Source organism: Microbispora bryophytorum (assembly GCF_006874465.1).
In the GTDB taxonomy this organism is placed as follows: domain Bacteria; phylum Actinomycetota; class Actinomycetes; order Streptosporangiales; family Streptosporangiaceae; genus Microbispora; species Microbispora bryophytorum.
In genome coordinates, this window is sequence record NZ_VIRL01000029.1 from 43,698 (window position 1) to 70,454 (window position 26,757).

At 70.4% G+C, this 26,757-nt stretch carries 29 protein-coding genes and 1 rRNA gene; 12 read left to right on the forward strand and 18 right to left on the reverse strand.

Annotated elements, in window-relative coordinates; all coding sequences use genetic code 11:
• Positions 1-52: 52 nt before the first annotated feature.
• The 7 genes from FLX07_RS33390 to FLX07_RS33420 form a co-directional block, all read right to left on the reverse strand.
• On the reverse strand, positions 53-265 hold the full coding sequence (locus FLX07_RS33390) for a biotin/lipoyl-binding carrier protein (protein WP_142575680.1): 213 nt from the start codon (positions 263-265) through the stop codon (positions 53-55).
• Positions 266-295: 30 nt separating this feature from the next.
• Positions 296-1,630 carry an acetyl-CoA carboxylase biotin carboxylase subunit gene (locus tag FLX07_RS33395; protein ID WP_142575681.1) on the reverse strand — a complete coding sequence of 445 codons (1,335 nt, stop codon included), beginning with the start codon at positions 1,628-1,630 and terminating at the stop codon, positions 296-298.
• Positions 1,631-1,763: 133 nt separating this feature from the next.
• The gene (locus FLX07_RS33400; protein ID WP_229689974.1) at positions 1,764-3,053 is read right to left on the reverse strand and encodes an HD-GYP domain-containing protein; all 1,290 of its coding nucleotides are present in this window, start codon (positions 3,051-3,053) and stop codon (positions 1,764-1,766) included.
• Complete coding sequence (locus FLX07_RS33405; RefSeq protein WP_142575682.1) at positions 3,050-4,405, reverse strand: HD-GYP domain-containing protein; 1,356 nt, start codon at positions 4,403-4,405, stop codon at positions 3,050-3,052. Before FLX07_RS33405 ends, FLX07_RS33400 begins: the two co-directional genes overlap by 4 nt.
• Positions 4,406-4,846: 441 nt before the next feature.
• Complete coding sequence (locus tag FLX07_RS33410; RefSeq protein WP_142575683.1) at positions 4,847-5,764, reverse strand: NAD-dependent epimerase/dehydratase family protein; 918 nt, start codon at positions 5,762-5,764, stop codon at positions 4,847-4,849.
• A 151-nt stretch (positions 5,765-5,915) separates the two neighbouring features.
• Positions 5,916-6,182: a mycothiol system anti-sigma-R factor gene (gene rsrA, locus FLX07_RS33415; protein ID WP_142575684.1), complete on the reverse strand. Its 267-nt coding sequence runs from the start codon at positions 6,180-6,182 to the stop codon at positions 5,916-5,918.
• On the reverse strand, positions 6,179-6,820 hold the full coding sequence (locus tag FLX07_RS33420; RefSeq protein WP_142575685.1) for a sigma-70 family RNA polymerase sigma factor: 642 nt from the start codon (positions 6,818-6,820) through the stop codon (positions 6,179-6,181). The genes rsrA and FLX07_RS33420 overlap by 4 nt, the downstream gene beginning before the upstream one ends.
• Before the next feature lie 249 nt (positions 6,821-7,069).
• On the opposite strand from FLX07_RS33420, the gene FLX07_RS33425 reads away from it, so the two are divergent.
• Positions 7,070-7,810, forward strand: a complete 741-nt coding sequence (locus tag FLX07_RS33425; protein ID WP_142575686.1) for a class I SAM-dependent methyltransferase — start codon at positions 7,070-7,072, stop codon at positions 7,808-7,810.
• 93 nt (positions 7,811-7,903) lie between these two features.
• On the opposite strand, the gene FLX07_RS33430 is transcribed toward FLX07_RS33425, so the two are convergent.
• The 3 genes from FLX07_RS33430 to FLX07_RS33440 all read right to left on the reverse strand — a co-directional run bounded on the left by FLX07_RS33430 (position 7,904) and on the right by FLX07_RS33440 (position 10,802).
• Positions 7,904-8,236, reverse strand: a complete 333-nt coding sequence (locus tag FLX07_RS33430) for a TraR/DksA family transcriptional regulator (protein ID WP_142575687.1) — start codon at positions 8,234-8,236, stop codon at positions 7,904-7,906.
• A 200-nt stretch (positions 8,237-8,436) separates the two neighbouring features.
• Positions 8,437-9,840: a hypothetical protein gene (locus FLX07_RS33435; RefSeq protein ID WP_142575688.1), complete on the reverse strand. Its 1,404-nt coding sequence runs from the start codon at positions 9,838-9,840 to the stop codon at positions 8,437-8,439.
• A 200-nt stretch (positions 9,841-10,040) separates the two neighbouring features.
• Positions 10,041-10,802 (reverse strand): SOS response-associated peptidase, encoded by a 762-nt coding sequence (locus FLX07_RS33440; protein WP_142575689.1) that lies wholly within the window; start codon positions 10,800-10,802, stop codon positions 10,041-10,043.
• 80 nt (positions 10,803-10,882) lie between these two features.
• On the opposite strand from FLX07_RS33440, the gene aroA reads away from it, so the two are divergent.
• The gene (gene aroA / locus FLX07_RS33445; protein ID WP_142575690.1) at positions 10,883-12,241 is read left to right on the forward strand and encodes a 3-phosphoshikimate 1-carboxyvinyltransferase; all 1,359 of its coding nucleotides are present in this window, start codon (positions 10,883-10,885) and stop codon (positions 12,239-12,241) included.
• 111 nt (positions 12,242-12,352) lie between these two features.
• On the forward strand, positions 12,353-13,381 hold the full coding sequence (gene rsgA / locus FLX07_RS33450; protein ID WP_142575691.1) for a ribosome small subunit-dependent GTPase A: 1,029 nt from the start codon (positions 12,353-12,355) through the stop codon (positions 13,379-13,381).
• Between the two features lie 72 nt (positions 13,382-13,453).
• On the opposite strand, the gene FLX07_RS33455 is transcribed toward rsgA, so the two are convergent.
• Positions 13,454-14,092, reverse strand: coding sequence for a LysE family translocator (locus FLX07_RS33455; protein ID WP_142575692.1), 639 nt, complete (start codon positions 14,090-14,092; stop codon positions 13,454-13,456).
• Positions 14,093-14,258: 166 nt separating this feature from the next.
• On the opposite strand from FLX07_RS33455, the gene FLX07_RS33460 reads away from it, so the two are divergent.
• Positions 14,259-15,596, forward strand: a complete 1,338-nt coding sequence (locus FLX07_RS33460) for an aminotransferase-like domain-containing protein (protein ID WP_142575693.1) — start codon at positions 14,259-14,261, stop codon at positions 15,594-15,596.
• Between the two features lie 2 nt (positions 15,597-15,598).
• Here the strand turns inward: FLX07_RS33460 and FLX07_RS33465 are convergent, their stop codons facing one another.
• Entirely contained in the window at positions 15,599-16,042 is a 444-nt protein-coding gene (locus FLX07_RS33465; RefSeq protein ID WP_142575694.1) for a DUF4442 domain-containing protein, read from the reverse strand.
• 81 nt (positions 16,043-16,123) lie between these two features.
• Here FLX07_RS33465 and hisN point away from each other — a divergent pair, with 81 nt between their 5' ends.
• Together hisN and FLX07_RS33475 are read left to right on the forward strand one after the other, a co-directional pair.
• Entirely contained in the window at positions 16,124-16,909 is a 786-nt protein-coding gene (hisN, locus tag FLX07_RS33470) for a histidinol-phosphatase (RefSeq protein ID WP_142575695.1), read from the forward strand.
• 176 nt (positions 16,910-17,085) lie between these two features.
• Positions 17,086-17,835 (forward strand): NPCBM/NEW2 domain-containing protein, encoded by a 750-nt coding sequence (locus tag FLX07_RS33475; protein ID WP_142575696.1) that lies wholly within the window; start codon positions 17,086-17,088, stop codon positions 17,833-17,835.
• Between the two features lie 126 nt (positions 17,836-17,961).
• Here the strand turns inward: FLX07_RS33475 and FLX07_RS33480 are convergent, their stop codons facing one another.
• On the reverse strand, positions 17,962-18,300 hold the full coding sequence (locus FLX07_RS33480) for a YciI family protein (protein ID WP_142575697.1): 339 nt from the start codon (positions 18,298-18,300) through the stop codon (positions 17,962-17,964).
• A gap of 9 nt (positions 18,301-18,309) precedes the next feature.
• On the reverse strand, positions 18,310-18,750 hold the full coding sequence (locus tag FLX07_RS33485) for a VOC family protein (protein ID WP_142575698.1): 441 nt from the start codon (positions 18,748-18,750) through the stop codon (positions 18,310-18,312).
• Between the two features lie 87 nt (positions 18,751-18,837).
• Here FLX07_RS33485 and FLX07_RS33490 point away from each other — a divergent pair, with 87 nt between their 5' ends.
• The gene (locus FLX07_RS33490; RefSeq protein WP_142575699.1) at positions 18,838-19,287 is read left to right on the forward strand and encodes a winged helix-turn-helix transcriptional regulator; all 450 of its coding nucleotides are present in this window, start codon (positions 18,838-18,840) and stop codon (positions 19,285-19,287) included.
• Positions 19,288-19,337: 50 nt separating this feature from the next.
• Here FLX07_RS33490 and FLX07_RS33495 read toward each other — a convergent pair whose 3' ends face one another.
• The gene (locus FLX07_RS33495) at positions 19,338-20,189 is read right to left on the reverse strand and encodes a fructosamine kinase family protein (protein ID WP_142575700.1); all 852 of its coding nucleotides are present in this window, start codon (positions 20,187-20,189) and stop codon (positions 19,338-19,340) included.
• On the reverse strand, positions 20,176-20,634 hold the full coding sequence (locus FLX07_RS33500; RefSeq protein ID WP_142575701.1) for a low molecular weight protein-tyrosine-phosphatase: 459 nt from the start codon (positions 20,632-20,634) through the stop codon (positions 20,176-20,178). Before FLX07_RS33500 ends, FLX07_RS33495 begins: the two co-directional genes overlap by 14 nt.
• Positions 20,635-20,798: 164 nt before the next feature.
• Here FLX07_RS33500 and pstS point away from each other — a divergent pair, with 164 nt between their 5' ends.
• Genes pstS through FLX07_RS33525 form a run of 5 tightly spaced genes read left to right on the forward strand, consistent with a single transcriptional unit; the run spans position 20,799 to position 25,308 of the window.
• On the forward strand, positions 20,799-21,914 hold the full coding sequence (gene pstS, locus FLX07_RS33505) for a phosphate ABC transporter substrate-binding protein PstS (protein WP_142575702.1): 1,116 nt from the start codon (positions 20,799-20,801) through the stop codon (positions 21,912-21,914).
• Positions 21,915-21,918: 4 nt separating this feature from the next.
• A complete protein-coding gene (gene pstC, locus FLX07_RS33510) occupies positions 21,919-22,899 on the forward strand; it encodes a phosphate ABC transporter permease subunit PstC (RefSeq protein ID WP_142575703.1) in 981 nt (326 codons plus the stop codon).
• Positions 22,896-23,780 (forward strand): phosphate ABC transporter permease PstA, encoded by an 885-nt coding sequence (pstA, locus tag FLX07_RS33515; RefSeq protein ID WP_142575704.1) that lies wholly within the window; start codon positions 22,896-22,898, stop codon positions 23,778-23,780. Before pstC ends, pstA begins: the two co-directional genes overlap by 4 nt.
• A 3-nt stretch (positions 23,781-23,783) precedes the next feature.
• On the forward strand, positions 23,784-24,560 hold the full coding sequence (gene pstB, locus FLX07_RS33520; protein ID WP_142575705.1) for a phosphate ABC transporter ATP-binding protein PstB: 777 nt from the start codon (positions 23,784-23,786) through the stop codon (positions 24,558-24,560).
• A gap of 37 nt (positions 24,561-24,597) precedes the next feature.
• Positions 24,598-25,308: a response regulator transcription factor gene (locus FLX07_RS33525; RefSeq protein ID WP_229689975.1), complete on the forward strand. Its 711-nt coding sequence runs from the start codon at positions 24,598-24,600 to the stop codon at positions 25,306-25,308.
• 41 nt (positions 25,309-25,349) lie between these two features.
• Here the strand turns inward: FLX07_RS33525 and FLX07_RS33530 are convergent, their stop codons facing one another.
• Together FLX07_RS33530 and rrf are read right to left on the reverse strand one after the other, a co-directional pair.
• Positions 25,350-26,417, reverse strand: a complete 1,068-nt coding sequence (locus FLX07_RS33530; protein WP_142575707.1) for a phosphotransferase family protein — start codon at positions 26,415-26,417, stop codon at positions 25,350-25,352.
• Between the two features lie 223 nt (positions 26,418-26,640).
• Positions 26,641-26,757, reverse strand: a 5S ribosomal RNA gene (rrf, locus tag FLX07_RS33535).

A 26,757-nucleotide genomic window follows, 5' to 3' on the forward strand; every position in this document is an offset into this window, starting at 1 on the left:
ACGTCCTGTCCCGTCGGTGAAGTCCGGCCCCTTCGGTGAACGCCGGCCCGCCCTACTCGACGACGGCGATGAGGTCTCCCTCCTGGACGACGTCGCCCTCCTTCACGTGGAGCTTCGAGATGGTCCCGCCGTCCTCGGCGAGGACGGGGATCTCCATCTTCATCGACTCCAGGATCACAAGGGTGTCGCCCTCCTCGACGACCTCACCCTCGCTCACAACGATCTTCCAGACGTTCGCCACCATCTCGGCGCGCACCTCGGCCACCCGAAAACTCCCCTCACATAGTTCAGCAAATCAGGCGTTTCTCATCCGGGAGACCAGCCCGGTGTCGTAGTCCCCGCTCACGAACTCGGGGTGGTCGAGCAGCTCGGCACAGAACGGCAGGTTGTGCTTCGGGCCTTCGATGCGGAACCCGGCGACGGCCTGCCTGCCCCGCTCCAGCGCCTCCTCGCGGGTGGCGCCGACGACGCAGAGCTTGGCCGTCAACGGATCGTAGAACGGCGTGACGGTGTTGCCCGCCGCGTATCCCGAATCGACGCGCACTCCCTCGCCCTCCGGCTCCTCCCACACACCGATCTTGCCAGGGCCGGGCAGGAACCTGCGGGGGTCCTCGGCGTAAACGCGGAACTCGATCGCGTGGCCGCTCACCCGCGGCTCGACGGAGTAGACCTCGCCGGCCGCGACCCGGATCTGGTGCTCCACGAGGTCGAGGCCGGTGACCAGCTCGGTGACGGGGTGCTCCACCTGGAGCCGGGTGTTCATCTCCAGGAAGACGAAGTCCTGGGCGTCCGCGTCCACCAGGCACTCGACCGTGCCCGCGCCGCGATAGGACACGGCCTCCCCCGCCCGTACGGCCGCCGCGAGCATCCGCTCGCGCAGCTCCGGGGACACGCCGGGGGACGGGCTCTCCTCCACGACCTTCTGGTGGCGCCGCTGGACCGAGCAGTCGCGCTCGCCCAGGGCGACCACGGTGCCGTCGGCGAGGCCGAGGATCTGCACCTCGACGTGCCTGGCCCGCTCGATGTAGCGCTCAAGCAGGATGGCCGGCTCGCCGCCGAAGCGGGCGGCCGCGCGGCAGGCCTGCTCGAACGCCTTGGTCAGCGACTCGTCGTCGCGCGCCACGCCCATGCCGATGCCGCCGCCCCCGCCGGCCGCCTTCACCATCACGGGGAACCCGATCTCCTCGGCGGCCCGCCGGGCCTGCTCGAGGTCGGAGACCGGCTCCCTGGTCCCGGCGGCGACCGGCACGCCCGCGGCCTCCATCAGGTTGCGGGCGTTGATCTTGTCACCCATCTGCTCGATGGCCTTGGGGTCCGGGCCGATCCAGACGAGCCCGGCCTCGATCACCGCACGGGCGAACGCGGCGTTCTCCGCGAGGAACCCGTATCCGGGGTGGACCGCCCGCGCTCCCGTCGCGCGGGCGGCCTGGAGGACCTTGTCGATGTCGAGGTAGCTCTGGGCCGGGTTCGCGGGGCCGAGGAGCACGGCGTCGTCGGCCTCACGCACGAACGGCAGGTCGGCGTCCGCCTCGGAGTAGACCGCGACGGCGCGAAGCCCCATGCCCCGCACAGTACGAATGATCCGGCGGGCGATTTCACCACGGTTGGCGACGAGAACTGAGTCGAACACGCACCCAACTCTAGGGTGATCCCTCGTTCCGCCGCCCCGCCCGTTCCGACTGAACGCGGGGGCCGAATCTGTAGGGTCGCCACAACAACGAGGGGCCCGGCGTGCCGTCGGAGACGTTCGGATACTACGTCTGCTACAAGCGTGTGACGAGCACGAGTCGATCGACGACGCGCGTCATCGCCTCCACCACTCCGGGGTCGTAGGCCGACCCGCCGTCGAGGCGCAGCCGCTCCAGGGCCGCCGCCGCGCGGTCCCTGTCGGTCGATCCGCTCACGAGGTCGTCGTAGGCGTTGGCGGCCTTGATGACGCGGCTGGCCATCGGCGGGGACTCGCCGAGCGTGTCGCACTGCCGGCGGACGATCTCCGCGACGCCGTGGAGGACACCGGTCTTCCTGATCACCTCGGCGCCCAGCTCGGCGATCCGCCGCGCCTGCGCGGGGTCGGCCAGCACGGTCGCGCCGCCCGGGATCGGGTCGCGCAGCGAGAGCTGGCCGATGTCGTGCATGAGCGCGGCGTACTCCAGCTCCAGCAGCTGCGGCTCCGCCATGCCCAGCTCCCGGCCGATGGCGACCGACAACTGGCTGACGCGGCGGGAGTGGCCCGGCTCGACGTACCCGCCGACCTCGGTGACCCGGCTCAGCGCACGCACGGTCTGCAGGTAGGTCGCCCGGATGCCGGCGTACTTGCGGAACGCCACCTGCGTGACGAGCAGCGGCGCGGCGAACGCGGGCAGCGCGGTCATGTCCATGCTGTGCGAGGCGAGCGCGAGCAGGATGCCCGACGCCCCGACGGCGGCGCCGAGCGGCGCGGCCATCCTGATCTCGTCCCGTACGGCGACGCCGAACGCGGTCCTGACCTGGCCGGCCCGGTGCATGGCGGCGATCACCACGTCGGCCGCGAGCATGACCGTGACGAGCACGGCCATCACGCCGAGCGCAGGCCACCAGTTCCCGTGCCGGTCGGCCGTGTCCCGCGCGAGCTCCCCCAGCGGGCCGGTGAGCGGCCGGTAGGCGAAGGCGAGCAGGGACCCGGCGAGCAGCCGCCGCGCCAACGCGTCGAGACGCGGCGGCCGGCCGACCGCCAGGTGCGGCAGCCCTCCCGCGATCATGCCGACCGACATCACCGCCACGACCTGCAGGGCCGAATGCTGCGCCGGCCGTCCGCCCACGTCGAGCAGCAGGGCGTATCCGAGGGAGGCGGCGGTGGAGATCGGGGCGACCTCGCGGTTGCCGGGCATCGTGAGCCGGGCCAGCTCTCCGGCGGCGATGAGCACGCCGAACCCGATGGCGACCCGCGGATCGGTCAGGCCCTCCGCCGCGGTGTGGGCGATCCCCGCCACGGTCAGCATCCCCGCGGCGCAGATGAGCAGGAGCTGGCCCGAGTCGAGCCCCACCGGCCTGGCCGTCAGCCGACGCTCCCTCACCGCTCCGACACCACCTGGATGGGCGTCGTCGGGTCGTCGTGGTCCTTCACGGTGGTCTCCACGGCGGAGTCGTCCGGCGGCACGGGCACCGGCTGCGCCAGGTCCCAGCCGTACCGGTCGAGCGCCTTGACGAACGCGCACACCATGTCGGGGGCGAACTGGGTTCCGGCGTTCTTGCGCAGCTCGGCCACCGCGAACTCGATCGACTTGGCCTTGCGGTAGGAGCGGTCGGAGGTCATGGAGTCGAACGCGTCGGCCACCGCGATGATCCGGGCGAACTCGGGGATCTCCGAGCCGGCCAGGCCCATCGGGTAGCCCTTCCCGTCATGTCGTTCGTGGTGGTGCATGATCCCGGCGAACGCCTCGTCGAGGAAGTCGATGCCCCGCACGATCTCCAGCCCCCGCATCGGGTGGAGCTGGATCGCGGCGTACTCCTCCTCGGTCAGGCGCCCGTCCTTCTGCAGCACCTTGGTCGGCACGCCGAGTTTGCCAACGTCGTGGAGCATCCCCGCGTATCGGATCGCGCGCAGCCGCTCGGTTCCCATCCCGATCTCCTCGGCGATCATCGAGGATGCCGCGGAGACTCGCGTGCAGTGCCCGCGCGTGTAGTAGTCCTTCGTCTCCACCGCCTGGCACAGCGCCGCGATCGTCGCGTCGTACGCCCGCTGCTCGGCGTGGTAGTGCCCCAAGGCCCACCGGGCCACGAACAGCGGCAACAGCACGAGCAGGGCCGAGATCGACTGCACCGTCGACCACAGGGCCGCGATCAGCAGGCCGAAGGTGGCGAATCCGACGTAGGAGCTCAGGAACTGCACCATCGCGCGGAGCGAGACCTGGTCCTTGTGCACCGCGGAGGCCAGTCGCAGGATGACCGCGGTCAGCGCGAAGTTGACGGCCACGAAGACCACCGTCGCCGCGGCGTACGGCACGAGGATGCCAGGGAAGTCGGCCGGCTCGGGCAGGTCGGCCCGTCCTCCCGCGCTCTCGTAGGCCCATCCGGCCGCGTAGCCGCACAGGGCGTACTGCGCGCCGTTGAACAGCCGTTTCACCATCGGCAGGCCGGGCCGCACGCTCACGACCGCGGCCAGCCCGACCAGGGCCGCGCCCTCCGGGCCGACGAGCACCACGGCGGCCAGCGCGGCGGAGAAGCTCACCGACACCGCCACGTGCGGCACGTTGAGCAGCGTCGGCACCGACTCGCAGAGCAGGAAGAGCAGCGCCAGGACGAGAAGCGCCGACCAGTCCTCCGCCACGAGCCCCTGATGCACGAGGAGACCGCGCGCGATCACGAGACCGGCGGTTCCGACGAGCGCGACGAAGTAGACCCTGGCGGGCCACGGAAGTTCCCGCATGGCGGCCACCTTGAATGCGGATCGGACCCGTGAGCCGGCCCTGTCGGACCGGCCCACGGGCAGTGACTACGTCCAGGAGATCCCCGGGGTGCCGGCCGCGAGACCGACCAGAGCCACCACCGGAGTAAGCAGCGCCAGCGCCACTATGAGCCTGACGACGGTCTTCCCAAGCATTGCGCCGCCTCCACGTCGATGTCGCCACTCAGGCTACAGAAGGGCCGACCGCCGGTCCGGGATGTCGCGACCATCGCAGCCAAACCGTAACCAAGCCATCACACCGCGTGCAATTGCACCGGTTTGTCAGCGCCGTTTCGCGGGGCCGGCCCGGGGAGTTCGTCGTCGGACCGCCCAGCCGGTCGCCGCCCCGCCTCCACGCCGGCGCGGGACGGGCGCGGGACGGGCGTGGACCGGCGTCCGGACCGGCGAGCCGGGCGCACGCGATCAGACCAGCGCCTGACGGGCCCATGCGACGGTGGCCTCGAGGCCGGTCGGCAGATCGTGCCGGGGACGCCAGCCCAGGGCCTCGTACGCCGGGGCGGGATCGACGGCCATCGCGGGGAGGTCGCCCATGCGCGGGGGTTCGAAGCGCGGCTCGTCCGGCGCTCCGGCCGCCGCGGCGATCAGGGCGTGCAGCTCACGGTCGGTGGTCTGGACGCCGGTGCCGAGGTTGACCCGGCGGCCGTCCCCCTGGGGTCCGCATGCGCGGGCGAAGCCGTCCACCACGTCCTCCACGAAGACGTAGTCGCGCGTCTGGGAGCCGTCGCCGTACACGACCGTGGGCTTCCCCGCCAGCAGGGCGTCGGTGAAGATGGCGACCACCCCGGCCTCGCCCTCGGGCGACTGGCGCGGCCCGTAGACGTTCGACAGCACGAGCGTGGTGTATTCGAGCCCGTGCAGCGCCCGGTAGGTGGCGAGGTACAGCTCACCGCCGAGCTTGGAGGCGGCGTACGGCGAGCGGGGATCGGTGGGGGCGTCGCCCGGGACCGGAATCACGGTCGGCCTGCCGTAGACGGCGACGGAGGAGGCGTAGACGACCTTACGGGCCCCGGCGCGGCGGGCGGCCTCCAGGACGTTCACCGTGCCCTCGACGTTGATTTGGGCGTCGGTCACCGGGTCCGCCACGCTCCTGCGCACGCTGATCTGCGCGGCGAGGTGACAGACGACCTCCGGCCGCCAGCGTTCGGCGAGCTCCGCGAGCGCGGGGTCGCGCACGTCCATGACATGGAGGGGGACGCCGGGGTTGCGCACGTGGCCGGACGACAGGTCGTCCACCACCGCGACCTCGTGACCGTCCGCCAACAGCCGATCGACGAGGGTCGACCCGATGAAGCCCGCCCCGCCCGTGACCAGTGCCCGCATGTCCCCGCCCTTCCCGGCCTGTACCGGAAGATCCTAACGAGCATTGCCCCGGCACTGCCCGATCAGGCCCCCGCGATGCCGGCACGGCCCGCGGGGCAGGACGCGGCGAGGGGCCGTACCACCCGGCCGTCGCCCCTCGGAAACCGCCGGACTATTCGGCCATCTCGGCGCGTGCCTGCTCGATCCGGCTGAGCACCTTGCTGCGCAGGTCCTGCGGAACGGGGTCGCATCCGCAGTGTTTGGCCACGAGCCGCTTGACGGCCTCCTCGAGGCCGTACTCCTCCAGGCAGGGAGAGCACTCGTCGAGGTGCTTCCTTATCTCGGCGATGCGGTTGCTGTCCAGCTCACCGTCCAGGTAGGTGTACACCCGGTCGAGCACCTCGCTACACGGGGTGTCGTGGTGGTTCCCGCAGCTCATCGCTCCTCCTCGCCAAGCGTCCCGCCGAGACCCGCACCGCGGGAGTCCGACCGCACGAGGCCGCGCTCCCGCGCGTAGTCCTCGAGCTGGTTGCGCAGCTGCCGGCGACCCCGGTGGAGGCGCGACATCACGGTCCCGATGGGCGTGCCCATGATCTCGGCGATCTCCTTGTACGGGAAGCCCTCAACGTCCGCCAGATAGACGGCGATGCGGAAATCCTCGGGGAGCGTGGCGAGTGCGTCCTTCACATCGCTGTCGGGAAGGTGCTCAAGCGCCTCGATCTCGGCCGACTTCAGGCCGCTGGACGTGTGCGACTCCGCCCGGGCGAGCTGCCAGTCCTCGATCTCCTCGGTGCCCGCCTGCTTGGGCTCCCGTTGCTTCTTCCGGTAGCTGTTGATGAAGGTGTTGGTGAGGATGCGGTAGAGCCAGGCCTTGAGGTTCGTCCCCTCCTGGAACTGGTGGAAGGAGGCGAACGCCTTTGCGAAGGTCTCCTGCAGGAGGTCCTCCGCATCCGCTGCGTTTCGGGTCATCCGGAGTGCGGCCGAGTACAGTTGGTCGAGAAACGGCATGACGTCGCGCTCGAACCGCTCACTGCGCTGCTCCAGAGTCTCCTCCGCTGTCTTGGAGACCGGACCCACCCCCTTAAGGACACCGTACCCAGCCGAGGATACCGGCCCGGCAAGGTCGAGCCCGTCGAGGCCTTCTGGCAGCACCAACGTCTTCATGCCCAACTGCAACAGGGCAGGCGTAGAGTCTGTTCCCGGTGCAGATTGAGGTGACGAACGACCCGGTGCGGGGAAAAAAGCTAGCACCGGCTTGGTAGCCCGGAAACCGAGTTTCGCTGCCACACGCCCATGCGGGGGGCAGCCAGAGTCCAGGAGCCGCTCGTGCTGCCTATACCGGCCAACGAACTCAACGGCCCGGGCACACTCGGGCCGTACTGGACCTTTTATCACGCGGTCGTGGCCGAACAGCTGCGCCAGTGGCTGCCCGGCCGCCCCTCTCTGCTGCTGGACCTGTCCGGCGGACGGGGACGGTGGCCGGCCCAGGCGGCGCGCGCCGGTCACCGGGTGATCGAGGTCATGGACTTCCGCAGGTCGGCCGAGCCGTGGCTGCGCGACGCGTCCGACCGCATACAGAAGGTGCGCGCCGACAACCTCGGCTTCCTGCCCGACGGCTGCGTGGACGGCGTGATCGCCGAGGAGCGCGTGTTGTCGGTCGAGATCATGGCCGAGTCCGTCATCGAGGACGTGGCCCGGGTGCTGCGGCCCGGCGGGCGCGCGCTGCTGTGCGTCGACTCGCTGGTCCTCGGGATGGCGATCCTGGCCGAGCAGAACTACTGGGCGCATCTGTGCCAGACGGGCGAGGTCATGCTCATCCCCTGGCCCGACGGCAGCATCACCCGCTGCTTCACCAGCCAGCAGATCCGCGAGCTGATCACCGGCGCCGGCCTTGAGGTGGAGTGGGTGCGCCCGCGCACCGTGCTGTCCCCCTCCACCGTCGACCACGTGCTGAGCGCGGAGAGCAAGTCACTGTCCTGGCTGGTCCGCACCGAGCTCGAGACCGAGGCCGACGGCGACGACACCGTCGGCATCCACCTGGTGGCCAGCGCCCGCAAGCCGATGTGAACGCCCTCCCGGGCGGGTCACCGGCAGGCGCCCGGGCACGGCGGTCAGGCACGCGGGCAGACCGACAGGCGCTCGGTCGGGTGCACGCGCGGGTCACCGGCGGCGCTCGGTCCTCGACTGGCATCCCACGCAGCGGGCCGCCTCGGGGCGGGCCTCCAGCCTGCCCTCGGGCACGAGCGTGCCGCAGTCGACGCAGCGGCCGTAACCGCCGTCGTCCAGCCGCCGCAGCGCGGCCAGCACCGCCGTACGCTGCCGGGACGCGGCGTCGAGCATGGCCCTGGTCCGGTCGGCGTCGGTGAGGTCGGCTCCCGCGTCGGGGAGGGATCTGTCGCGCCCGGCGGCCGGATCCCCGCGCAGCACGTTGATCGACCGGTCCAGCTCGGCGAGCATGCTTTCCAGGCGCATACGCGCGGTCGCGGCGTCCACGGATCCGCACCTCCGGGAGTGGGGGAATCACCCGTCCAGGAGCCCCCGGTCTCCTGGACGTTCAGCGGCCGGTCACCTTCCGTGCGACCGCTTTCTCGAACGGATGCCCACTTCGCGGCCCGTTTACACCCCTGACCTGCTCGGCAGCCGTCCCCGGTGCGGGCTCACCGGTCCAGGCTCATTGGGGGGTCGCAGGGGGCTCACTGGCGCGGGGGCAAACCGATGAGGTGCGTCGCGCCGAGGAAGAAGGCCGCGCGGACGTTGTCGTCGCCGACAAGGTCACGGATCGCCACCGCCGAGGCCCCCGCCTCGCCGTAGCCGACCTTGAGGAACGACGGGTCCGGCTGCTTGGTCACGTCGAGTCCCTTGAGCAGGACCTGCGCACCCCTGCCCGACTTGGACACCGCGTCCCAGAGCTGGGTGTAGACGTCCACGGTCAGCAGGTCGACGAAGCCCTCGCCGATGATCTGGCTGTGCCGGATCCCCTCCGCCGTCTCCCTGAACCGGGGGTGGGCGAGCCGGTGCATCAACTCGTGCACGAGCGTTCTGATCACCCGCCAGCGCCAGTCGGACTTCGTCCCCCACGCGGGGCTCGGGAAGATCGGCTGAACGGAGATGTTGCCCTCGCCTCCGCTGTGCGCCGCGGTCAGCTTGACCATGGCCCCGACCCTCCTGCTCAGGGTCAGGTCCGTCGACAGGCGCTCCTGCAGCAGGGCGCGCAGCGTCTCCCGGTCCTCGGCGCGGGTGGCGTCGTAGTTCGCCTTGACGAGCAGCGCCCCTCGTTGCTTGTCCCAGCCGACCGCCTGCGCCCTGTTCATCATCCAGTTCAGCCGCTGGGCGGGCCCGGCGGGCAGCTCCGCGGTGCTCTGCAGGCGCTCGCTGTAACGGAAGCCGTCGAAGTACGGCCCTTCCTCCCAGGAGTCGGCGTACGGCCGCAGTCCGACGGCGACGAACGTCTGGAGGAAGTCGGCGATGCGCCTGAGGTGATCGAGCGACTCCGGCTCGGACTTTGTACCCGTGGGCGGCGCCCAGTGCCGGAGCTGCTCGTCCACCACCTGCGCCAGCAGATCGGGCAGCTCCTTGAGCACGTTCTCCTGCAGCGGCCCGACCTTCGTCTCTCCCTTGCCGTCCTGGTCGGACCCGGGAGGGTTGTAGATGAGGTTCAGCTTCGCCGTCACCGCCGTGTCGGGCGGGGCGAGCTTCCGGACGACCGCCCCCCTCACCCAGCCGCTCGTCCGCAGCACCTCCCGTTCGAACGCGTCGTTCTCGGCGCCCGGCATGGCCGTACGCAGGGTCGCCCGGCCTACCAGGCGAGACACCGCCGCGGTGTGGTCGAAGTCATCGGGGAGAGCGTCCCGGTTGGCGCCGTACAGGTAGAGGGCGTGGGCCAGCCAGAGCTGGTCCTCGCCCTGGTACTGCGCGATCTGGGACCACAGGTCGATCTCGAGCCCGGTGAACAGCTGGTGGACGCGGTTGAAGTAGTCGGGGTACTTGTTCGCGGGAAGCGCGCGCAGCTTCGTGTAGTCGACCGTCGCCGTCAGCGGCCCGAAGCCGACCGATCTCGGCTCGGCCGGTGTGCCCGTGATGTCGTTCGTCAGGGACATGTAACGCTCCAAATAACTGAGAGTGGCGAGTTACGTACATGTCGTGCAAGCGCCACCGGAGCGTACGTCCGGCCCTGACTCCGATCAACGGGTTGTCCGCCATAGGACAGGTGAGCGCGCTCCGCCCGTGCCCGGGCCCGGAACGTCCCGCCGGAGGACCGACCGGAGGGACCGACCAGCCGGATCAACCGGAGGGACCGTCAGAACAGGCGCGGGACGTCGTCGCCTTCCAGAGGCTCGACGAGCTCGGGGCCGTTGTGGCGGACGCTGTTGACGACGTCCGACACGGCGTACGCCTCCAGCCGGTCCGGGCCGGCCGGGACGAGCAGGCCGGTGGGGTCGGTCACGCGCGGGTCGAGCCACTCCGTCCAGCGGTCGCGCTCGACCATCATCGGCATCCGGTCGTGGATGCGGCCCAGCTTGTCCGTCGCCGTGGTGGTGATCACCGTGCAGGTGCACAGCCACTTCAGCGGGTCGTCGTCCGGTCGGGTGGGGTCCTTCCAGAACTCGTACAGGCCGGCCATCGCCAGCACGCCGCCGTCGGCGGGATGGATGAAGAACGGCTGCTTCTTCCTGCCCTCCAGCGGCATCCACTCGTAGTAGCCGTCCGCCGGGATCAGGCAGCGCCGCGACTTCAGCGCCCTGCGGTAGGACGGCTTCTCCGCCACGGTCTCCACCCTGGCGTTGATCATGCGCGAGCCCACCGACGGGTCCTTGGCCCAGCTTGGCACCAGCCCCCACCGGACCACCCGCAGCTGCCTGACGGGCTCGTCGCCCGGGCTCTCGCCGCCGTCGTCCTTCGGCACGCGGCACATCACCGCGTAGACGTTCTTCGTGGGCGCGACGTTGTAGTCGGGCCGGAGCTCGCCACCGGGCACCTGGTCGGGCACCCCGTCCAGCTCGACCTGGAACTCCTCCAGCAACTCCTGCTTCTTGCGCGCAGACGCGTACCTCCCGCACATGCCCCCAAGACTGCCACTCGCGCGGGCCGCACGCGCTCTCACGACAGTGCGGGCGAGTGCGCGCGGACTAAGCTTGCGCCATGGCCTCTCCGCAGTCCGCGTCCGGCGGCGCCGTGCCGCACGGCATCGATCGAAACGGCGTCGAGAAGAACGCCGCCGCACCGCTCTGGCGCGCCCCGCCGGCCGCCGGGCCGGTCCGCGCGACGGTCCGCCTGCCCGGCTCGAAGTCGGTGACCAACCGCGCGCTGCTGCTCGCCGCGCTGGCCGACGCCCCCGGCACCGTACGGCTCGCGCTGCGCAGCCGCGACGCCGACCTGATGGCGGCCGCGCTGCGCTCGCTCGGCGCCGAGATGGCGCCGTCCAACGAGAGCGCCGACAGCGTGGACTGGGCGGTGACCCCGCATCCCGTACGCGGCGGGGCGTCGGTCGACGTCGGACTGGCCGGGACCGTCATGCGGTTCGTGCCCCCGGTCGCCGCGCTGGCCGACGGGCCGGTCTTCTTCGACGGCGACGCGCACGCGCGCAAGCGGCCGATGGGCCCGATCCTGGGCGCGCTGCGGGCGCTCGGCGCGTCGGTGGACAACGACGCGCTGCCGTTCACGATCCGCGGTCCGATTCCGGGCGGCGAGGTCGCCCTCGACGCCTCGGTCTCCTCGCAGATGGTCTCCGGCCTGCTGCTGGCCGCCGCACGCTTCGAGAAGGGCGTGACGGTGCGGCACAGCGGCCCGCCCGTCCCGTCGATGCCGCACATCCAGATGACCGTGCAGATGCTGCGCCAGGCGGGGGTCGAGGTGGACGACTCCGAGCGTGACGTGTGGCGGGTGCAGCCCGGCCCGATCCGGGCCAGGGACGTCACGGTCGAGCCCGACCTGTCCAACGCCGCTCCCTTCCTCGCGGCGGCCCTGGTCACCGGAGGCTCCGTCGTGGTGCCGGACTGGCCGGAGGAGACCACGCAGGGCGGCGACGCGCTTCGCGGGCTGCTCGCCGAGATGGGCGCGCGGGTCGAGCGGGTGCCGGAGGGCCTGCGGGTGACCGGCGAGGGCACGGTGCGCGGCATCGACGCCGACCTGCACGACGTCAGCGAGCTCACTCCCACGATCGCGGCGCTGGCCGCGCTGGCCGACGGACCGTCCCGCATCCGGGGCGTGGCGCACATTCGGGGGCACGAGACCGACCGGATCACCGCCCTCGCCACGGAGGTCAACCGGCTGGGCGGCGACGCCCGGGAGACCGACGACGGCCTGGAGATCCACCCCCGGCCGCTGACCGGCGGCGTCTTCCACTCGTACGCCGACCACCGCATGGCCACGGCGGGCGCGGTCATCGGCCTGGCCGTGCCGGGCGTCGAGGTAGAGGACATCGCGACGACCGCCAAGACGCTGCCCGAGTTCCCTCGCATGTGGGCCGCGATGCTGGGCAGCGAGGAACACCGGGCATGAGCGAGCGGATCAGGAAGCGCAGCGCGATTCGCTCATGCGACTCCGAGCCGCCGGGCGAGGAGACGACATGAGCGGCCGGCCGGTCCTCGTCGCACGATCGGGGCGCGGACACTGAGTAAGCGGCAGTACGACGAGGACGACGTCAGGGTCAGGCCGGGCAAGGGCTCGCGGCCCCGGACGCGGATCAGGCCTGCCCACAGCGAGGCGGTCGAGGGCTTCGTGGTGGCCGTCGACCGCGGGCGCTACACCTGCCTGGTCGGCGAGGGCGTCCCCCACTCCACGACACCGAAGAAGCGGAGGGGCGAGCGTGCGCTCATCATGGCGATGAAGGCCCGCGAGCTCGGCCGCAAGGGCATCGTCGTCGGCGACCGCGTGGCGCTGGTCGGCGACGTCACCGGGCAGCCCGACACGCTGGCGCGCATCGTCCGCGTGGAGGAGCGCACCTCGATGCTGCGCCGCAGCGCCGACGACGTGGACGACATCGAGCGCCCCATCGTCGCCAACGCCGACCAGTTGGTCATCGTCACCGCGCTCACCGATCCCCCGCCGCGTCCCCGGATGATCGACCGGATGCTCGTCGCGGCCTACGACGCCGACATCGAGCCGCTGCTGTGCCTCACCAAGGCCGACCTGGCCCCCGCCGAGGACCTGGTGGCGCTGTACGAGCCCCTCGGCGTGCCGTACGTGGTGGTCCGCAAGGGCGGCCCGGTCGACGACCTGGGCGAGGCGCTCGCGAATCGCATCAGCGTGCTCGTCGGCCACTCCGGGGTCGGCAAGTCGACTCTGGTCAACGCGCTGGTGCCGCACGCCCACCGGGCCGTGTCCCACGTGAACGCCGTGACCGGCAGGGGCAGGCACACCTCCACCTCCGCGGTCGCCCTGGAGCTGCCGGAGGGCGGCTGGATCATCGACACCCCCGGCGTACGCAGCTTCGGGCTCGCCCACATCTCTGTGGAGACCGTGCTCGCCGCCTTCCCCGACCTGGTGGACGCCACCACCGAATGCCCCAAGGGCTGCACCCACCTCGGCGACGACTGCGCCCTCGACCGGTACGTCGCCGAGGGGCACGCGGATCCGGCGCGCCTGGAGTCGCTGCGCCGGCTGCTCGCCAGCCGCGAGGGCTCCCCCGACGAGGACTAGAACGACCGAAGACTGGAACGACCAGGGCTGGAACTGCCAGGCTTGGAACTGCCAGGGCTGGAACGACGGGGGCTAGAAGGACGCGCTCCGGCTGAAAGCGAGCATTAGGGCGAGCGCTCCGAGCATGCTCCCCATGGCGATCCGCTGGGCTCGCAACCACGCCGGCCGGTGCGCCAGGAAACCCGCGACGCTTCCCGCGGCCAGCACGATCGACAGGTTCACCGTCGCGGCCACCGCGATCTGGAAAAGGCCGAGGACGACGCCCTGGAAAAGCACGTTGCCCGCCTGGATATCGACGAACTGCGGAATGACAGATATATACAGAATGGCGATCTTCGGGTTGAGCAGATTCGTCATCAGTCCCATGGCGAAGAGCCGGGGCGGCGGGTCGTGCGGCACGTCCCGCACGGTGAACACCGAAGCGCCGCCGGGCCTGATCGTCTTCCAGGCGAGCCAGAGCAGGTAACCCGCTCCTACCAGCCGTATCGCGGTGAGAACCTGCGGAAACGCGGAGAACAGCGCCGCCAGGCCGAGATTCGTCGCCGTCAGATAGACGAGGAAACCCGCGACGACTCCGCTCAACGAGATGATTCCGGCGCGGCGTCCCTGGCTGATGCTGCGCGAAACGAGATACATCATGTTCGGGCCCGGTGAAAGCACCATTCCGAGTGCCACGGACACGACCCCCAGCACGGCGTTCGGTTCGACCATGATGCCGCCCTTTCCTCTCATGTCGTCAGTGCCGGTCCGGACGGCTTTCTCAGGCTATTGCACCACTCAGAAAGAATGCAATATTCAATATTGCTCTCGGAGCAATATTGTGTTTGAATGCGTTCACCGTGGCACTGCGAACCATGCGCGCGGTGAGGAGGCGGCGGTGGAGGACTACCGGAAGCTGGCCGACGAGGTGGCCGCGGACATCACCGCCGGGCGGCTCAGGCCGGGAGACCGGCTGCCTCCGCAGCGGGACTTCGCCCGGCGGCGCGGCATCGCCGGCTCCACGGCGGCGCGCGTCTACGCGGAGCTGACCCGCCGCGGCCTGACGGTCGGCGAGGTCGGCCGCGGCACCTTCGTCCGCGCCTCCTCCCGGCGTCCCGGAACCGCCCTGGCCGAACCGAGCGGCACCAGGATCGACCTCGAACTTAACTATCCCGTCATCCCCGAGCAGGTCCGCCTGCTCGGGGACGGCATCAGGCCGCTGCTGCGCCCCGATGTGCTGGAGGCGTCCATGCGCCCGGTGGGCGCGGCGGGCACCCCCCACGCCCGCGAGGCCGTCGCGGACCTGCTCGCCCGCGCCGGCTGGCGCCCCGACCCGGCGCGGCTGCTGTTCGCCGGCAACGGACGCCAGGCGATCGCGGCCGTCATCGCCGCACTGGTCCCGCCCGGTGCGCGGCTGGGAGTCGAGGAGCTCACCTACCCCGTGGTGAAGACGATCGCCGCCCGGCTCGGGGTGGCCCTCGTGCCCCTGCCGATCGACGAGGCGGGCCTGGTGCCCGAAGCGGTGGAGGCCGCCGCCCGCAAGGCTCCGCTGCGAGCGGTCTACCTCCAGCCCACGCTGCACAACCCGTTGTCGCTCACCATGCCGGTCGAGCGCCGCGCCGAGCTCGCGGCCGTGCTCGCGCGGCTGGACGTGCCCGCCGTCGAGGACGGCGTCTGGTCGTTCCTCCGGGACGAGCTGCCCCCGCTGGCCGCCGTGGCGCCCGAGCGCACGATCCTCGTCGACAGCCTCTCCAAGCGGCTCGCCCCCGGGCTGACCGTCGGATTCGCCGTCGTGCCGGAGGCCGTCGCCCCCAAGGTGACCGCGGCGCTACATTCGGGAGGCTCCGCGCCGCCGCGGTTCGCGCTGGAGGCGGCGGCCCGGCTGGCCGGCGACGGCGTCGTGGAGGCGCTGAGCCGGGGCAAGCGGCGGGACGCCGAGGCCCGGCAGGAGATCGTGACACGCCACCTGGGCGAGTTCGCCGTCCGCGGCGATCCGCGGTCCTACTACTGCTGGTGGGAGCTGCCGCCTCCGTGGCGGGCCGACACGTTCGTGGCCGCCGCCGCGCGGCACGGCATCGCCGTCACTCCGGCGGCGGCCTTCGCCGTCGGCGACAACCGCACGCCGAACGCCGTCCGCCTCGGCCTGGCCTCACCCCCGGCCGCGACGCTGGCACGCGCCCTGGCCACCCTCGCCGGGCTCGCCCGTTCCTCACCGGACGACCTGCCGGCCGAGTGAGGTCACCCCGTGCGGTTGGGGCGCAGCGTCCAGGAGACGGTCATCTCCGAGACGACGACGTCGCCGGCGTCGCGGATCTCGACGGCGACGTCGAACTCGGGCCGCTCCCCCGCGTCCAGCCGGGCGACGACCGCCTCCCGCTCGGCCCGCAAGGTGGCGGCGGCGGTGACCTCGCCCATGGCGAGCTTGCGGTAGGCGATCCTCGCCTCGGTCGCCAGCGGCACGGCCCGGGAGAGCTGGTCGCCGAAGGCCGACAGCATGGCCGCGCCCGAGGCGGTCTCGGCCAGCGTGAACAGGGCGCCCGCGTGCGGGCCGCCCACGTGGTTGTGCAGGTCTCCCCGGTCGGCCAGGCGGGCGACCGCCGCACCGCCGCCGATCGCGTCGAACGTGATGCCGAGCAGCCGCGCGAACGGGACGCTGTCGAGCATGAAGGCGCCGATGTCCATGGCCGGGATGTTACCGGCAGGTACGGTTCGGGGTGATCCTTCCTCTGATGTCAGCAGGTCGCGGCACGGTACGTTGGGCCTGTGACGGAGTACCGCGACGACTTGCACCTCGCGCATCTGCTGGCGGACGCCGCCGACGACATCACGATGCGCCGTTTCAAGGCCGTGGACCTCAAGGTCGACACCAAGCCCGACCTCACCCCGGTCAGCGACGCCGACCGGGCCGTGGAGGAGGCGATCCGCGGCACGCTGCGCCGTGCCCGGCCCCGCGACGCCGTCGTGGGCGAGGAGTTCGGCATGACCGGCTACGGCATGCGTTCCTGGATCATCGATCCGATCGACGGCACCAAGAACTACGTACGCGGAGTCCCCGTGTGGGCCACGCTGATCGCGCTGATGGAGCACGGCAAGGTCGTCGTGGGCGTGGTCTCGGCGCCGGCGCTCTCCCGCCGCTGGTGGGCCGCCAAGGAGGCCGGCGCGTGGACCGGGCGGAGTATGAGCAAGGCCACGCGCTGCGAGGTGTCCTCGGTCGGCCGCCTCGACGACGCCTCCTTCTCCTTCTCCGACCTGGAGGAGTGGGAGAAGGCCGGACGGCTCGACCCGTTCCTCGACCTCACGAGGGACTGCTGGCGCACCCGCGGCTACGGCGACTTCTGGTCGCACATGATGGTCGCCGAGGGCTCGGCGGACATCTCCGCAGAGCCCGAGCTGTCCCCCTGGGACATGGCGGCGCTCACGATCATCGTGGAGGAGGCCGGCGGCTCCTGCACCGCGCTCGACGGCACCCCGCCCCTCGACGGCGGCAACCTCGTCTGCACCAACGGCCTGCTCCACAACGAGGTCCTCAAGCGCCTGTCCCCGCGCTGACATTTCCCTCCATGTCCGGATAAATCGTCGAATTTCCGTTGGCGGCGTTATCGATCCGGCGGCATTCGTGCCTTGTCCGTGACAACCGGCTGCCAACCGGCTCGTCGCCGCGCACGTCCAAAAACGGGACGCGTAAGCGGACCGCCTCAGACCACTGCGACGAGCCGGAATTCGATATGAGCGCACCAGCGAAGCCGCGAAGGACAGCCGACGACGACGGAAAGGAAGAGCGGAAGAACGCACGCAGAATCGCCGTCATCACTGGCGTCTGGGCCTGCGTGGGGACGCTGATCACCGCCGCGTCGGCGGTGACGATCGCCGTGATCAACGCCCCCGACGCCGTGCGGAACGTGGTCGGAGAGAACATCGCCGTGACGCATACGGCGACGGCGACGGTCACCGCCACCGTGACCGCCACGGTGACCGCCGGCGCGGAGGCCACCTCCACCCCCGCCGGCTCCACCCCGGCCGACCCCGGGACGGCCACGCCTCTGGCCAGGAGGGACGCCGTCGGCGTCGCGGGCTGCAGAACGCCGGACGGCTACGGCAACGACTGGGGCGACCGCTCGGTCGCCGTCGCGGGCTCGGACGAGCAACTCACCGCCGTCACCTGCCGGGTGAACGAGGCCGGCGCCGTGACGGGCCATCTCGACTACGTGGTTCCCCAGAACGCGACCAGGTTCACGGCGCGCGTCGGAATCGACCGCGTTTCTCCAAACACGTCGGCACAGGTGCGTTTTTCCGTTCTCGACCTGAGCGACCATGTCCTCGCACAGCAGGTGGCGACGTACACGAATGCGCCGGAAATCACGGTCCCGGTATCTGGAATTCAGCGGATCCGCCTGAGAATGACCGTCATCAAGAGCAGCGGGGTCACCTCGGCGAACTACTTCCGGGTCGCGTGGATGAACGCCTCCTATCGGTGAGGGCGGCGCGCCTCGCCTCCTGCGCGCCACCCGCAGAGACCAGGCGCCTTGTCGTCCTGGTACTCGAAGGGCCGCCTGCCGCGAGATGTACGCCAGGAGCTCGCTGATCCCCGGGCCCGGGATCGCTCACACGGGGAGGGTGTCTCCGGGGAAGCCGTGGCACGGGTGAACCTCGCAACGCATCATCCCGGCTCGAACGCAGGGGTCCCCGGCCATGATCTCCGTGGCTTCTTCGGCCGGCACGGTCATGATCGCGACGCCGGCCACGGTGTCGGAGGCGACCGGGCACAGGATCGCGATCACCCCCTCGGCGCGCAGCGACACCATGCGTCGCTGGTGTTCGAGTTCGATCGCGTCCGCGCCGTCCATGGTCCGCTCCGGTCCCCACTGAAGGAGCGCCAGGCTGTAGGGCTTCGCGGTCGCGGCCAGAGCCCGAATCTGTTCGTCGGTCACGGTCGCGCTCATGATGTCTCCCTACTTCTCGAGGCGCTCGGCCAGCGAGACGATGATTCCTTCGGGCCCGCGGACGTAGGCCATCCGCCACACGCCTTCGTATTCGCCGATGCCTCCCACCAGGCCGTAACCGTCGGCTGCGGCGTGGTCGACCGCGGCGTGGAGGTCGTGCACCTCGAAGGCGACGTTGCGCAGGCCCAGCGCGTTGGCCGGCGCGGGCGAACTGGGGAGGTGGTCCGGCCGCGTGAAGCTTGAGAGCTCCAGCGTCGTACCTCCGCCCGGCGCTCGCAGCATGACGATCTCGGTGCGGGCGCCGGTCATGCCGATCACCGTGTCCAGGAACTCGCCTTCGACGGCCATCTTCCGATCGGCCTCCAGACCGAGGCTGACGAAGAACGCCGTCGCGGCGTCGAGGTCGGCGACGGTGATGCCGACATGGTCGAAGCGTTTGATGAATGTCATCGGATCCCTTTCGAGGTTTCTTTAAGAGACGCTAGAAAGGTAGCACCCGAGGTTTCGTAAGGGAACCCCACTTGCTAGATTGCTGTCATGCAGCGAACGCGGTTCGGGGAGATGGCGTGTTCCATCGCGCGCACCTTGGACGTGATCGGCGAGCCCTGGTCGCCGCTGATCCTGCGCGACGTGTGGGCCGGGGTGCGCCGCTTCGACCACATCCAGGCTGATTTGGGGATCTCCCGCAAGGTGCTCACCGAGCGGCTCAACCACCTGGTCGAACAGGGTGTGCTCGAGCGGCTGCCCTACGACGGCCGCCCCCGCTACGAGTACCACCTCACCGCCAAGGGCACCGATCTCGTAGAGATGCTCATGGTGATGGCCCGGTGGGGTGACCGCTGGCTCGCCGGCGAGGCCGGGCCTCCCGTCCTCTACCGCCACCATGCCTGCGGGCAGATCGGCCAGGTCGAGCCACGCTGCAGCCACTGCGGAGAGCCGATGCACGCCGACGACGTCGACCTCCTCCCAGGCCCGGGCGCGGCCTGACGGCCGATGCTTCGGCCCTCGCCGGTGAGGGTCACAAAGCTCGGTGAGGGTTACAGCGCGAGGACGTCACCCGCGGCGGTGAGGAGGCTGCCGCGGTACGCCTCGCCGAACAGGCAGACGTGGACGGCGAGCGGGTGGAGCTGGTGCAGCGGCACGCGCTCGCGCCAGCCGTCCGCGAGGGGCGCCGCCTCGCGGTAGGCGGCGAGGATCGTGTTGAGGTGCGGCGCCCCGAACAGCGTCAGCATCGCGAGGTCGGTCTCCCTGTGGCCGCCGTGGGCGGCCGGATCGACCAGCACGACCCCGTCCGCCGACCACAGCAGGTTCCCGCTCCACAGGTCGCCGTGGATCCGGCTCGGCGGCTCGGCCGGCCCGGCGACCTCCGTCACCCGGTCACACGCCTCCTCGACCAGCTCCACATCGGCGGCCGACAGCGCGCCGCGGTCACGCGCGAGCCGTACGAACGGGAGCACGCGGCGGGACGCGTAGAACGACGGCCAGTCCGGCGCGGGCTCGTTGCTCATCGGCAGCTCGGCGATGTAGCCGGGCCAGGGGGCGCCGAAGTCCGCGGCCCCGGCGGCGTGCAGAGCGGCCAGCTCACGCCCGAACCGCTCGGCGGCCCCGGCCGTCGCGGGCACGGTGTCGACCCACTCCAGCACCAGCGCGCCGCCGTCCGCGGCGACCACCTCGGGGACGGCGACCGCGCCCGGCTCGGCCAGCCAGCGCAGCCCCGCCGCCTCGCTGCCGAAGACGGCGGACGCGTCCGCGCCCTTCCCGGCGGCGCCCTTCTCGGCGGCCCCCTCCTTGATTGCGCTCTTCTTGACGAACACCCTGCGGCCGTCGCCGAGCACGCCCTCGTGCAGCGTCCAGGCGTGCCCGCCGCCGAGATCCCTAGTGATCCTCAAGGTGCTTCGCCACCCCCTCGCAGGCGGCCTCGACCATCCGCAGCACCTCGACGAAACCCTCGCGTCCGCCGTAGTAGGGGTCGGGCACCTCGGCGCCCTCGGGAGCCGCCGGGTCGAACGACCGCAGCAGCCGGACGTCCGCGTCCGACGGGGCGATCCGCCGTACGGCGCGCAGATTGTCCCGGTCCATCACGAGGATGAGGTCACGCTCGGCGAACCACGCCCGGTCGAACTGGCGGGCCCGATGGGACGAGCCGTCGTAGCCGTGGTCGGCCAGCGTCGCCAGGGCCCGCTCGTCCATCGGCTCCCCCGCGTGCCAGCCGCCGGTGCCGGCGCTGTCCACCTCGACGTCGAGCCCGCGCTCGGCCAGCGTACGGCGCAGCACGACCTCGGCCATCGGCGATCGGCAGATGTTCCCCATGCAGACCAGACATACACGTTTCATGAACTCAATCCTCTCCCATAACGCCCGTGACCTGGCCGTTATCTCTTCTGGGGCCGCGCAAGAGCGACCGGGGGCGTTCACTGCCCGTTCACCTTTACCAGGGGTTTAGGTCACCTTGGCTCCCTACCGTCCTCGATGTTGAGAAGACATGGGGAGGAACAACCGTGAAGTATGCAGGCCGGCTCGCCGCCGCCACCATCGTCGGCGTGCTCTCGCTCGCCGCATGCGGGACCGATGACAACACGAGCACCGCGGAGGGCACCTCCAGTGCCGCCGCTGCCGTGCAGGGCGACGACACCCTGAAGGGCACGATCAACGCCGCCGGCTCCTCGGCCCAGGCGAACGCCATCGCGGAGTGGAAGAAGAACTTCCAGTCGTCGAACCCCGGCGTCAGCATCAACTACAACCCGAGCGGCTCCGGCGCCGGCGTCCAGGCGTTCATCCAGGGCACGGTGGCCTTCGCCGGCTCCGACTCGGCGCTGAACGACGAGAAGGGCGAGCCCGCCCAGGCCGACGCCCGCTGCAAGACCGGCAAGGCGATCAACCTGCCGATGGTGACCGGCCCGGTGGCCGTCGTCTACAACCTGCCTGGCACGGACGGTCTCCAGCTCTCGCCGAAGACCATCGCCGGCATCTTCAACAGCAAGATCACGAAGTGGGACGACCCGGCCATCAAGGCCGACAACCCCGACGCCAAACTTCCCTCGACCGCCATCCAGGCGTTCCACCGCTCGGACGAGTCGGGCACCAGCGACAACTTCACCAAGTTCATGAAGGCCACCGCGGACGCCGACTGGCCGTACGAGCCGGCCAAGGCGTGGCCGGCCGAGGCTCAGGGCCAGGGCGCCAAGGGCTCGGACGGCATCGCGTCCAGCATCAAGAGCACCGAGGGCGCGATCAGCTACGTCGAGCTGTCCTTCGCCGACAACTCGCAGCTGCAGAAGGCCAAGGTCGCCAATGGCGCCGGCGAGTACGTCGAGCTCACGCCGGAGAGCGCGGGCAAGACCATCGAGGCCGCGGAGATCGCGGGCACCGGCAACGACCTCAAGCTGAAGATCGACTACGCCACCAAGGCCGCGGGCGCCTACCCGATCGTGCTCGTGACGTACGAGATCACCTGCGAGAAGGGCCTGGCGGCCGAGGACGCGCAGCTGGTCAAGTCGTTCCTGACCTACACCGCCAGCGACGAGGGCCAGCAGACCCTGACCAGCCTCGGCTACGCCCCGCTGCCGGCGAGCCTGCTGACCAAGGTCCGCACCGCGGTCGAGGCGATCGCCTAACCAGATGGCGACACCAACCAGAACCAGGGAGAGCGGGCCGGCCATGCGCCGGTCCGCCTTCCGGCGCAGCCGCGGTGACGGCCCGTTCCGCTTCGCCTCCACCGGGGCCGGTATCGTCCTTTTGGCGATCATGGCCGCGATCGGGGTGTTCCTGGTCGTCAAGGCCGTCCCCGCCCTCCAGGCGAACACGTCCCACTTCCTGACCGAACTGACCTGGCAGCCGAACGCCACCGAGCCCGTCTTCGGCATCGGGGCGCTCGCCTTCGGCACCGTGCTGAGCTCGCTGCTCGCGCTGGTCATCGCCACCCCCGTGGCGGTCGGGGTCGCGCTGTTCATCTCGCACTACGCGCCCCGGCGGCTCGCCTCCGCCCTGGGCTACGTGGTGGACCTCCTCGCCGCGGTCCCCAGCGTGGTGTACGGCCTGTGGGGCGTCACGTTCCTCGTGCCGTTCATGCTCGGCCCGTCGAAGTTCCTCAACGACTACCTCGGCTGGATCCCGCTGTTCGGCGGTGACACCGTGGTCGGCAGGAGCATGCTCACCGCGTCGCTCGTACTCGCCATCATGATCCTGCCGATCATCGCCGCGATCTCCCGCGAGGTCTTCCTGCAGGCCCCCAAGATGCAGGAAGAGGCCGCGCTCGCGCTCGGCGCGACGCGCTGGGAGATGATCAGGATGTCGGTCCTGCCGTTCGGCCGGCCCGGCGTCATCAGCGCCGCCATGCTCGGCCTCGGCCGCGCGATGGGCGAGACGATCGCGGTCGCGCTCATCTTCCCGGCGACCTTCAACATCTCGTTCAAGATTCTCGGCCCCTACGGCAACAGCATCGCCGCCAACATCGCCAACGGCTTCGGCGAGGCGACCGAGGTGGGGCGAGGCGCGCTGATCGCCTCGGGGCTCATCCTGTTCCTCATCACCCTGCTGGTGAACATGGCGGCCCGCTTCGTCATCGCCCGCCGCAAGGAGTACGCGAGGGCCGCCGCGTGACCGTACAGACCGGAATCCAGCCCATCTCCTCGGCCCGCCGGGCCAAGGACCGCCTCGTCCAGGTGCTCGTCTACCTGGCGTTCGCGCTCGCGGTCATCCCGCTGCTGTCGGTGCTGTGGCTCGTCGTCAAGAACGGCATCGGCCGACTCGACATGGAGTTCCTCACCCACTCCATGCGCAACATCGGGGCGCGCGACGCGGGTGGCGGCGCCTACCACGCCATCATCGGCACGCTCGAACAGGTACTGCTCGCCTCGCTCATCGCGGTCCCGATCGGCCTGCTCACCGCCGTCTACCTCGTCGAGTACGGCGAAGGCGGACGACTGTCACGCACAATCAGCTTCTTCGTGGACGTCATGACCGGCGTCCCTTCCGTGGTTTCCGGGCTCTTCGTCCTGGCCTTCTGGATCCTCGTGCTCGGCATGCCGTTCTCCGGCTTCGCCGGCGCGCTCGCCCTGTCGATCCTCATGATGCCGGTCGTGGTCAGGTCAGCCGAGGAGATGCTCCGCCTGGTCCCCCGGGAGCTGCGCGAGGCGTCGTACGCGCTGGGCGTGCCCAAGTGGCGCACCATCGTCAAGGTCGTGCTGCCCACGGCCTTCACCGGGATCGTGACCGGCGTCATGCTGGCCGTGGCCCGCGTCGCCGGCGAGACGGCGCCACTGCTGCTGACCGTCTTCGTCACCGACTCCATCAACAACGACCCGTTCAACGGTCCCCAGATGGGGCTTCCGCTGTACGTCTTCGATCAGGCCGGCCGCCCCACGGACACCGCGGTCGACCGAGCCTGGACCGGCGCGCTCACGCTGATCCTGATCGTCATGCTGCTCAACCTGGTCGCACGCCTCATCACCTGGTGGCGTTCGCCCGCGAGGAGGAGGTAAGGAATGGCCAAGCAGATCGAGGTCGCGGGCCTCGACGCCTACTACGGCACGCACAAGGCGATCGAGGGCATCTCGATGACGATCGAGCCCCGGTCGGTCACGGCCTTCATCGGCCCGTCCGGTTGCGGCAAGTCCACATTCCTGCGGACTCTCAACCGGATGCACGAGGTCATCCCCGGCGCCCGGGTCGAGGGCAAGGTCCGCCTCGAAGACCAGGACCTCTACGGCGCGGACGTCGACCCGGTGTCGGTCCGCCGGACCATCGGCATGGTGTTCCAGCGCCCGAACCCGTTCCCCACCATGTCGATCTTCGACAACGTGGCCGCGGGCCTGCGGCTCAACGGCCGGCACTCCCGTTCGCAGCTGGACGGCATCGTCGAGGAGTCGCTCAAGGGTGCCAACCTCTGGAACGAGGTCAAGGACCGGCTCAACAAGCCGGGCGCGGGCCTGTCCGGCGGTCAGCAGCAGCGCCTGTGCATCGCGCGTGCCATCGCCGTACGCCCGCAGGTGCTCCTCATGGACGAGCCGTGCTCGGCGCTCGACCCCATCTCGACGCTGGCGATCGAGGACCTCATCTCCCAGCTCAAGCAGGACTACACGATCGTGATCGTGACGCACAACATGCAGCAGGCCGCCCGGGTCAGCGACAAGACCGCGTTCTTCAATCTGGCCGCGCAGGGGCAGCCCGGCAAGCTCGTCGAGATGGACGAGACGTCGAAGATCTTCACCAATCCGGCTGAGAAGGCGACCGAGGACTACATCACGGGCCGCTTCGGCTGACGACCTCTTCCCGCTGACAGCATTGGAGGGACCCCGGGTGACGGCACCCGCAGTGGAGGGGGACACTCGGACGGCGCCCATGCTCCTGGTGGCCGATCCGGACGCGGGTCTGGTGCGGCAGCTCTCGGCGGCCATGCAGGACGCGGGCGTCGACGTGACCGGCGTACCGGACGGCGCCCAGGCGTTGCTGCAGGCCGGGGCGCTCCAGCCCGACGCCGTGCTGATCTGCGCCTCCCTCCCGATCGTCGGCCCTCTCGACTTCGTCCGGGCCGTACGGCTCATGCGACCCGTGCCCGTCCTGCTCGGCATCGACTTCGGGAGCGACGCCGAGCAGGCCCTGCAGGCTCTGGAGGCGGGCGCCACGGCCTGCGTGGCCAGGCCCTACCGCGTGCCCGAGCTTCTCCCCCTCGTGCAGGCGGCCTTCCGCCGGCAGGACGGCCACCGGACCGTGCTGACGATCGGCGACGTGGAGCTCGACGTGACGGCATACCAGGTGAAGGTCGGCGGACGCCTCGTGCACCTGCCGCTGCGCGAGTTCGAACTGCTGCACTACTTGATGCGCAACGCGGACAGAACGGTCACCCGCGAGCAGATCATGCGCAACGTCTGGCACTCCAACGACGGGATGTCCACCAACACCAACACCATCGCGGTCCACGTCAAGCGCCTGCGCGCGCGGCTCGGCGACGTGGAGGACACGGTGATCCAGACCGTCCGAGGAGTGGGCTACCGGTTGGTCAGCGGCTGAGAGTCCGCCCGCCCCGCCTGCTCAGGAGAAGGTCCGCCCGCTCAGGAGAAGGTCCGGCCGAGATGGGCCAGACCCGCCTCCGCGTACGGCCTGATGCCCGTGCACAGGCCGTACGCGACGTCCTCCAGCAGCGCGCACCGGGCGTAGAAGAGCATCCGCTCGTGGTCCGCGTCATCGTGGTGCCCCTGATAATGCGCCAGCGTCCGCCCGTAGACCTCGGGTCCGAGGTCCCGGTAGACGAGCGCGAGGTCGTAGGCGGGATCGGCGATGGCCGCATCCGTCCAGTCGACGACCCCCGTCACGGCACTGGTCTCGACGTCCACCAGCAGGTGCTCACTGCCCAGGTCGTTGTGGCAGAACGTCAGTGTCTCGGGGTCCGGGGGCACCTCGGCGGCGAAGAACTCCTCGACCAGCCGGCGCTCCTCCGCGGGGAGACGATCGGCGATCTTCTCGTAGTCTCCCTCGGCCTCCTCCCTGAGATCGCGCAGCGGGAAGGCGTCACGCGGCACCAGATCCTCCATCCGCCCGACGGGCAGCACATGCAGCGCGCTGAGGAAGGCGCCCAGGGGAGCCGCCAGACGCGCGGGCTCCCTGACCGGGTGAAGGTTCAGCGGACGGCCGGGCAGCTTGCGGTACGCGAGAACACCCGCCTCCGCGTCCACGAAAATCGGCCGCGGCACCGGCAGCGGCGACACCTCGCTCACGACGACGAGCAACGCCGCCTCTCGCCTCACCACTTCGGCACGGGAAGCCGAATCGCCGTGGGGCACGGGATCCCTCTGGCGAGCGGGATCACCGTGTTGAACAGCACCACCATGTTGAGCAGGATCACGGTGGAAAGTCGTGTCGTCACGAGGAGCAGCATCGCGGTGGAGAACCGTGTCGTTATGGGGACCCGCGCCGCTATGGGGAGCCGAGTCGTTATGGGGAGCCGAGTCATCGATCTTGCTCTGCCGTATGACCAGCTCACCGTTGATCTCGTACGCCGCGTTGTCCTGTCCCTCGCCCAGCCGTTCGACGGACCTGACCTCGTAGCCGGGCAGGTGTCGGGCCAGCAACCGGATGAGTCGCTCGGTCACCCCCGTAACCCTAGCCATGTCACGAGCCATGTCACGGTACGGCGGCGAGGGCTGCGGACCTCCCTCCCGCCCGCATCGCTGCTTGCGCGTCACTTCCTTACGCGCGAAAGCTCGGACACGCCAACCCCGGACATGCGAAAGCCCCGGCCAACCACAGCCGGGGCAACACCACAAACAAAAAAGGGGGGGTGATGGTCAACCCCCCAGAAAATGCGGAAGGGCCACCCCAATGGGATGGCCCTCCACAAAGATTGTCCGGCGGCGTCCTACTCTCCCACACCGTCCCCGGTGCAGTACCATCGGCGCTGGCAGGCTTAACTTCCGGGTTCGGAATGTAACCGGGTGTTTCCCTGCCGCTATAACCGCCGTA

Excerpts from the sequence above, each read along its gene's own strand:
- FLX07_RS33405 (WP_142575682.1), bottom strand. The coding sequence starts at position 4,405 with ATGCGGGAACTTCCGTGGCCCGCCAGGGTCTACTTCGTCGCGCTCGTC.
- FLX07_RS33410 (WP_142575683.1), bottom strand. The coding sequence starts at position 5,764 with ATGCGGGCACTGGTCACGGGCGGGGCGGGCTTCATCGGGTCGACCCTC.
- rsrA (WP_142575684.1), bottom strand. The coding sequence starts at position 6,182 with ATGAGCTGCGGGAACCACCACGACACCCCGTGTAGCGAGGTGCTCGAC.
- FLX07_RS33435 (WP_142575688.1), bottom strand. The coding sequence starts at position 9,840 with ATGTCCCTGACGAACGACATCACGGGCACACCGGCCGAGCCGAGATCG.
- FLX07_RS33440 (WP_142575689.1), bottom strand. The coding sequence starts at position 10,802 with ATGTGCGGGAGGTACGCGTCTGCGCGCAAGAAGCAGGAGTTGCTGGAG.
- aroA (WP_142575690.1), top strand. The coding sequence starts at position 10,883 with ATGGCCTCTCCGCAGTCCGCGTCCGGCGGCGCCGTGCCGCACGGCATC.
- FLX07_RS33455 (WP_142575692.1), bottom strand. The coding sequence starts at position 14,092 with ATGGTCGAACCGAACGCCGTGCTGGGGGTCGTGTCCGTGGCACTCGGA.
- FLX07_RS33465 (WP_142575694.1), bottom strand. The coding sequence starts at position 16,042 with ATGGACATCGGCGCCTTCATGCTCGACAGCGTCCCGTTCGCGCGGCTG.
- FLX07_RS33475 (WP_142575696.1), top strand. The coding sequence starts at position 17,086 with ATGAGCGCACCAGCGAAGCCGCGAAGGACAGCCGACGACGACGGAAAG.
- FLX07_RS33480 (WP_142575697.1), bottom strand. The coding sequence starts at position 18,300 with ATGAGCGCGACCGTGACCGACGAACAGATTCGGGCTCTGGCCGCGACC.
- FLX07_RS33485 (WP_142575698.1), bottom strand. The coding sequence starts at position 18,750 with ATGACATTCATCAAACGCTTCGACCATGTCGGCATCACCGTCGCCGAC.
- FLX07_RS33490 (WP_142575699.1), top strand. The coding sequence starts at position 18,838 with ATGCAGCGAACGCGGTTCGGGGAGATGGCGTGTTCCATCGCGCGCACC.
- FLX07_RS33500 (WP_142575701.1), bottom strand. The coding sequence starts at position 20,634 with ATGAAACGTGTATGTCTGGTCTGCATGGGGAACATCTGCCGATCGCCG.
- pstC (WP_142575703.1), top strand. The coding sequence starts at position 21,919 with ATGGCGACACCAACCAGAACCAGGGAGAGCGGGCCGGCCATGCGCCGG.
- pstB (WP_142575705.1), top strand. The coding sequence starts at position 23,784 with ATGGCCAAGCAGATCGAGGTCGCGGGCCTCGACGCCTACTACGGCACG.
- FLX07_RS33530 (WP_142575707.1), bottom strand. The coding sequence starts at position 26,417 with ATGGCTCGTGACATGGCTAGGGTTACGGGGGTGACCGAGCGACTCATC.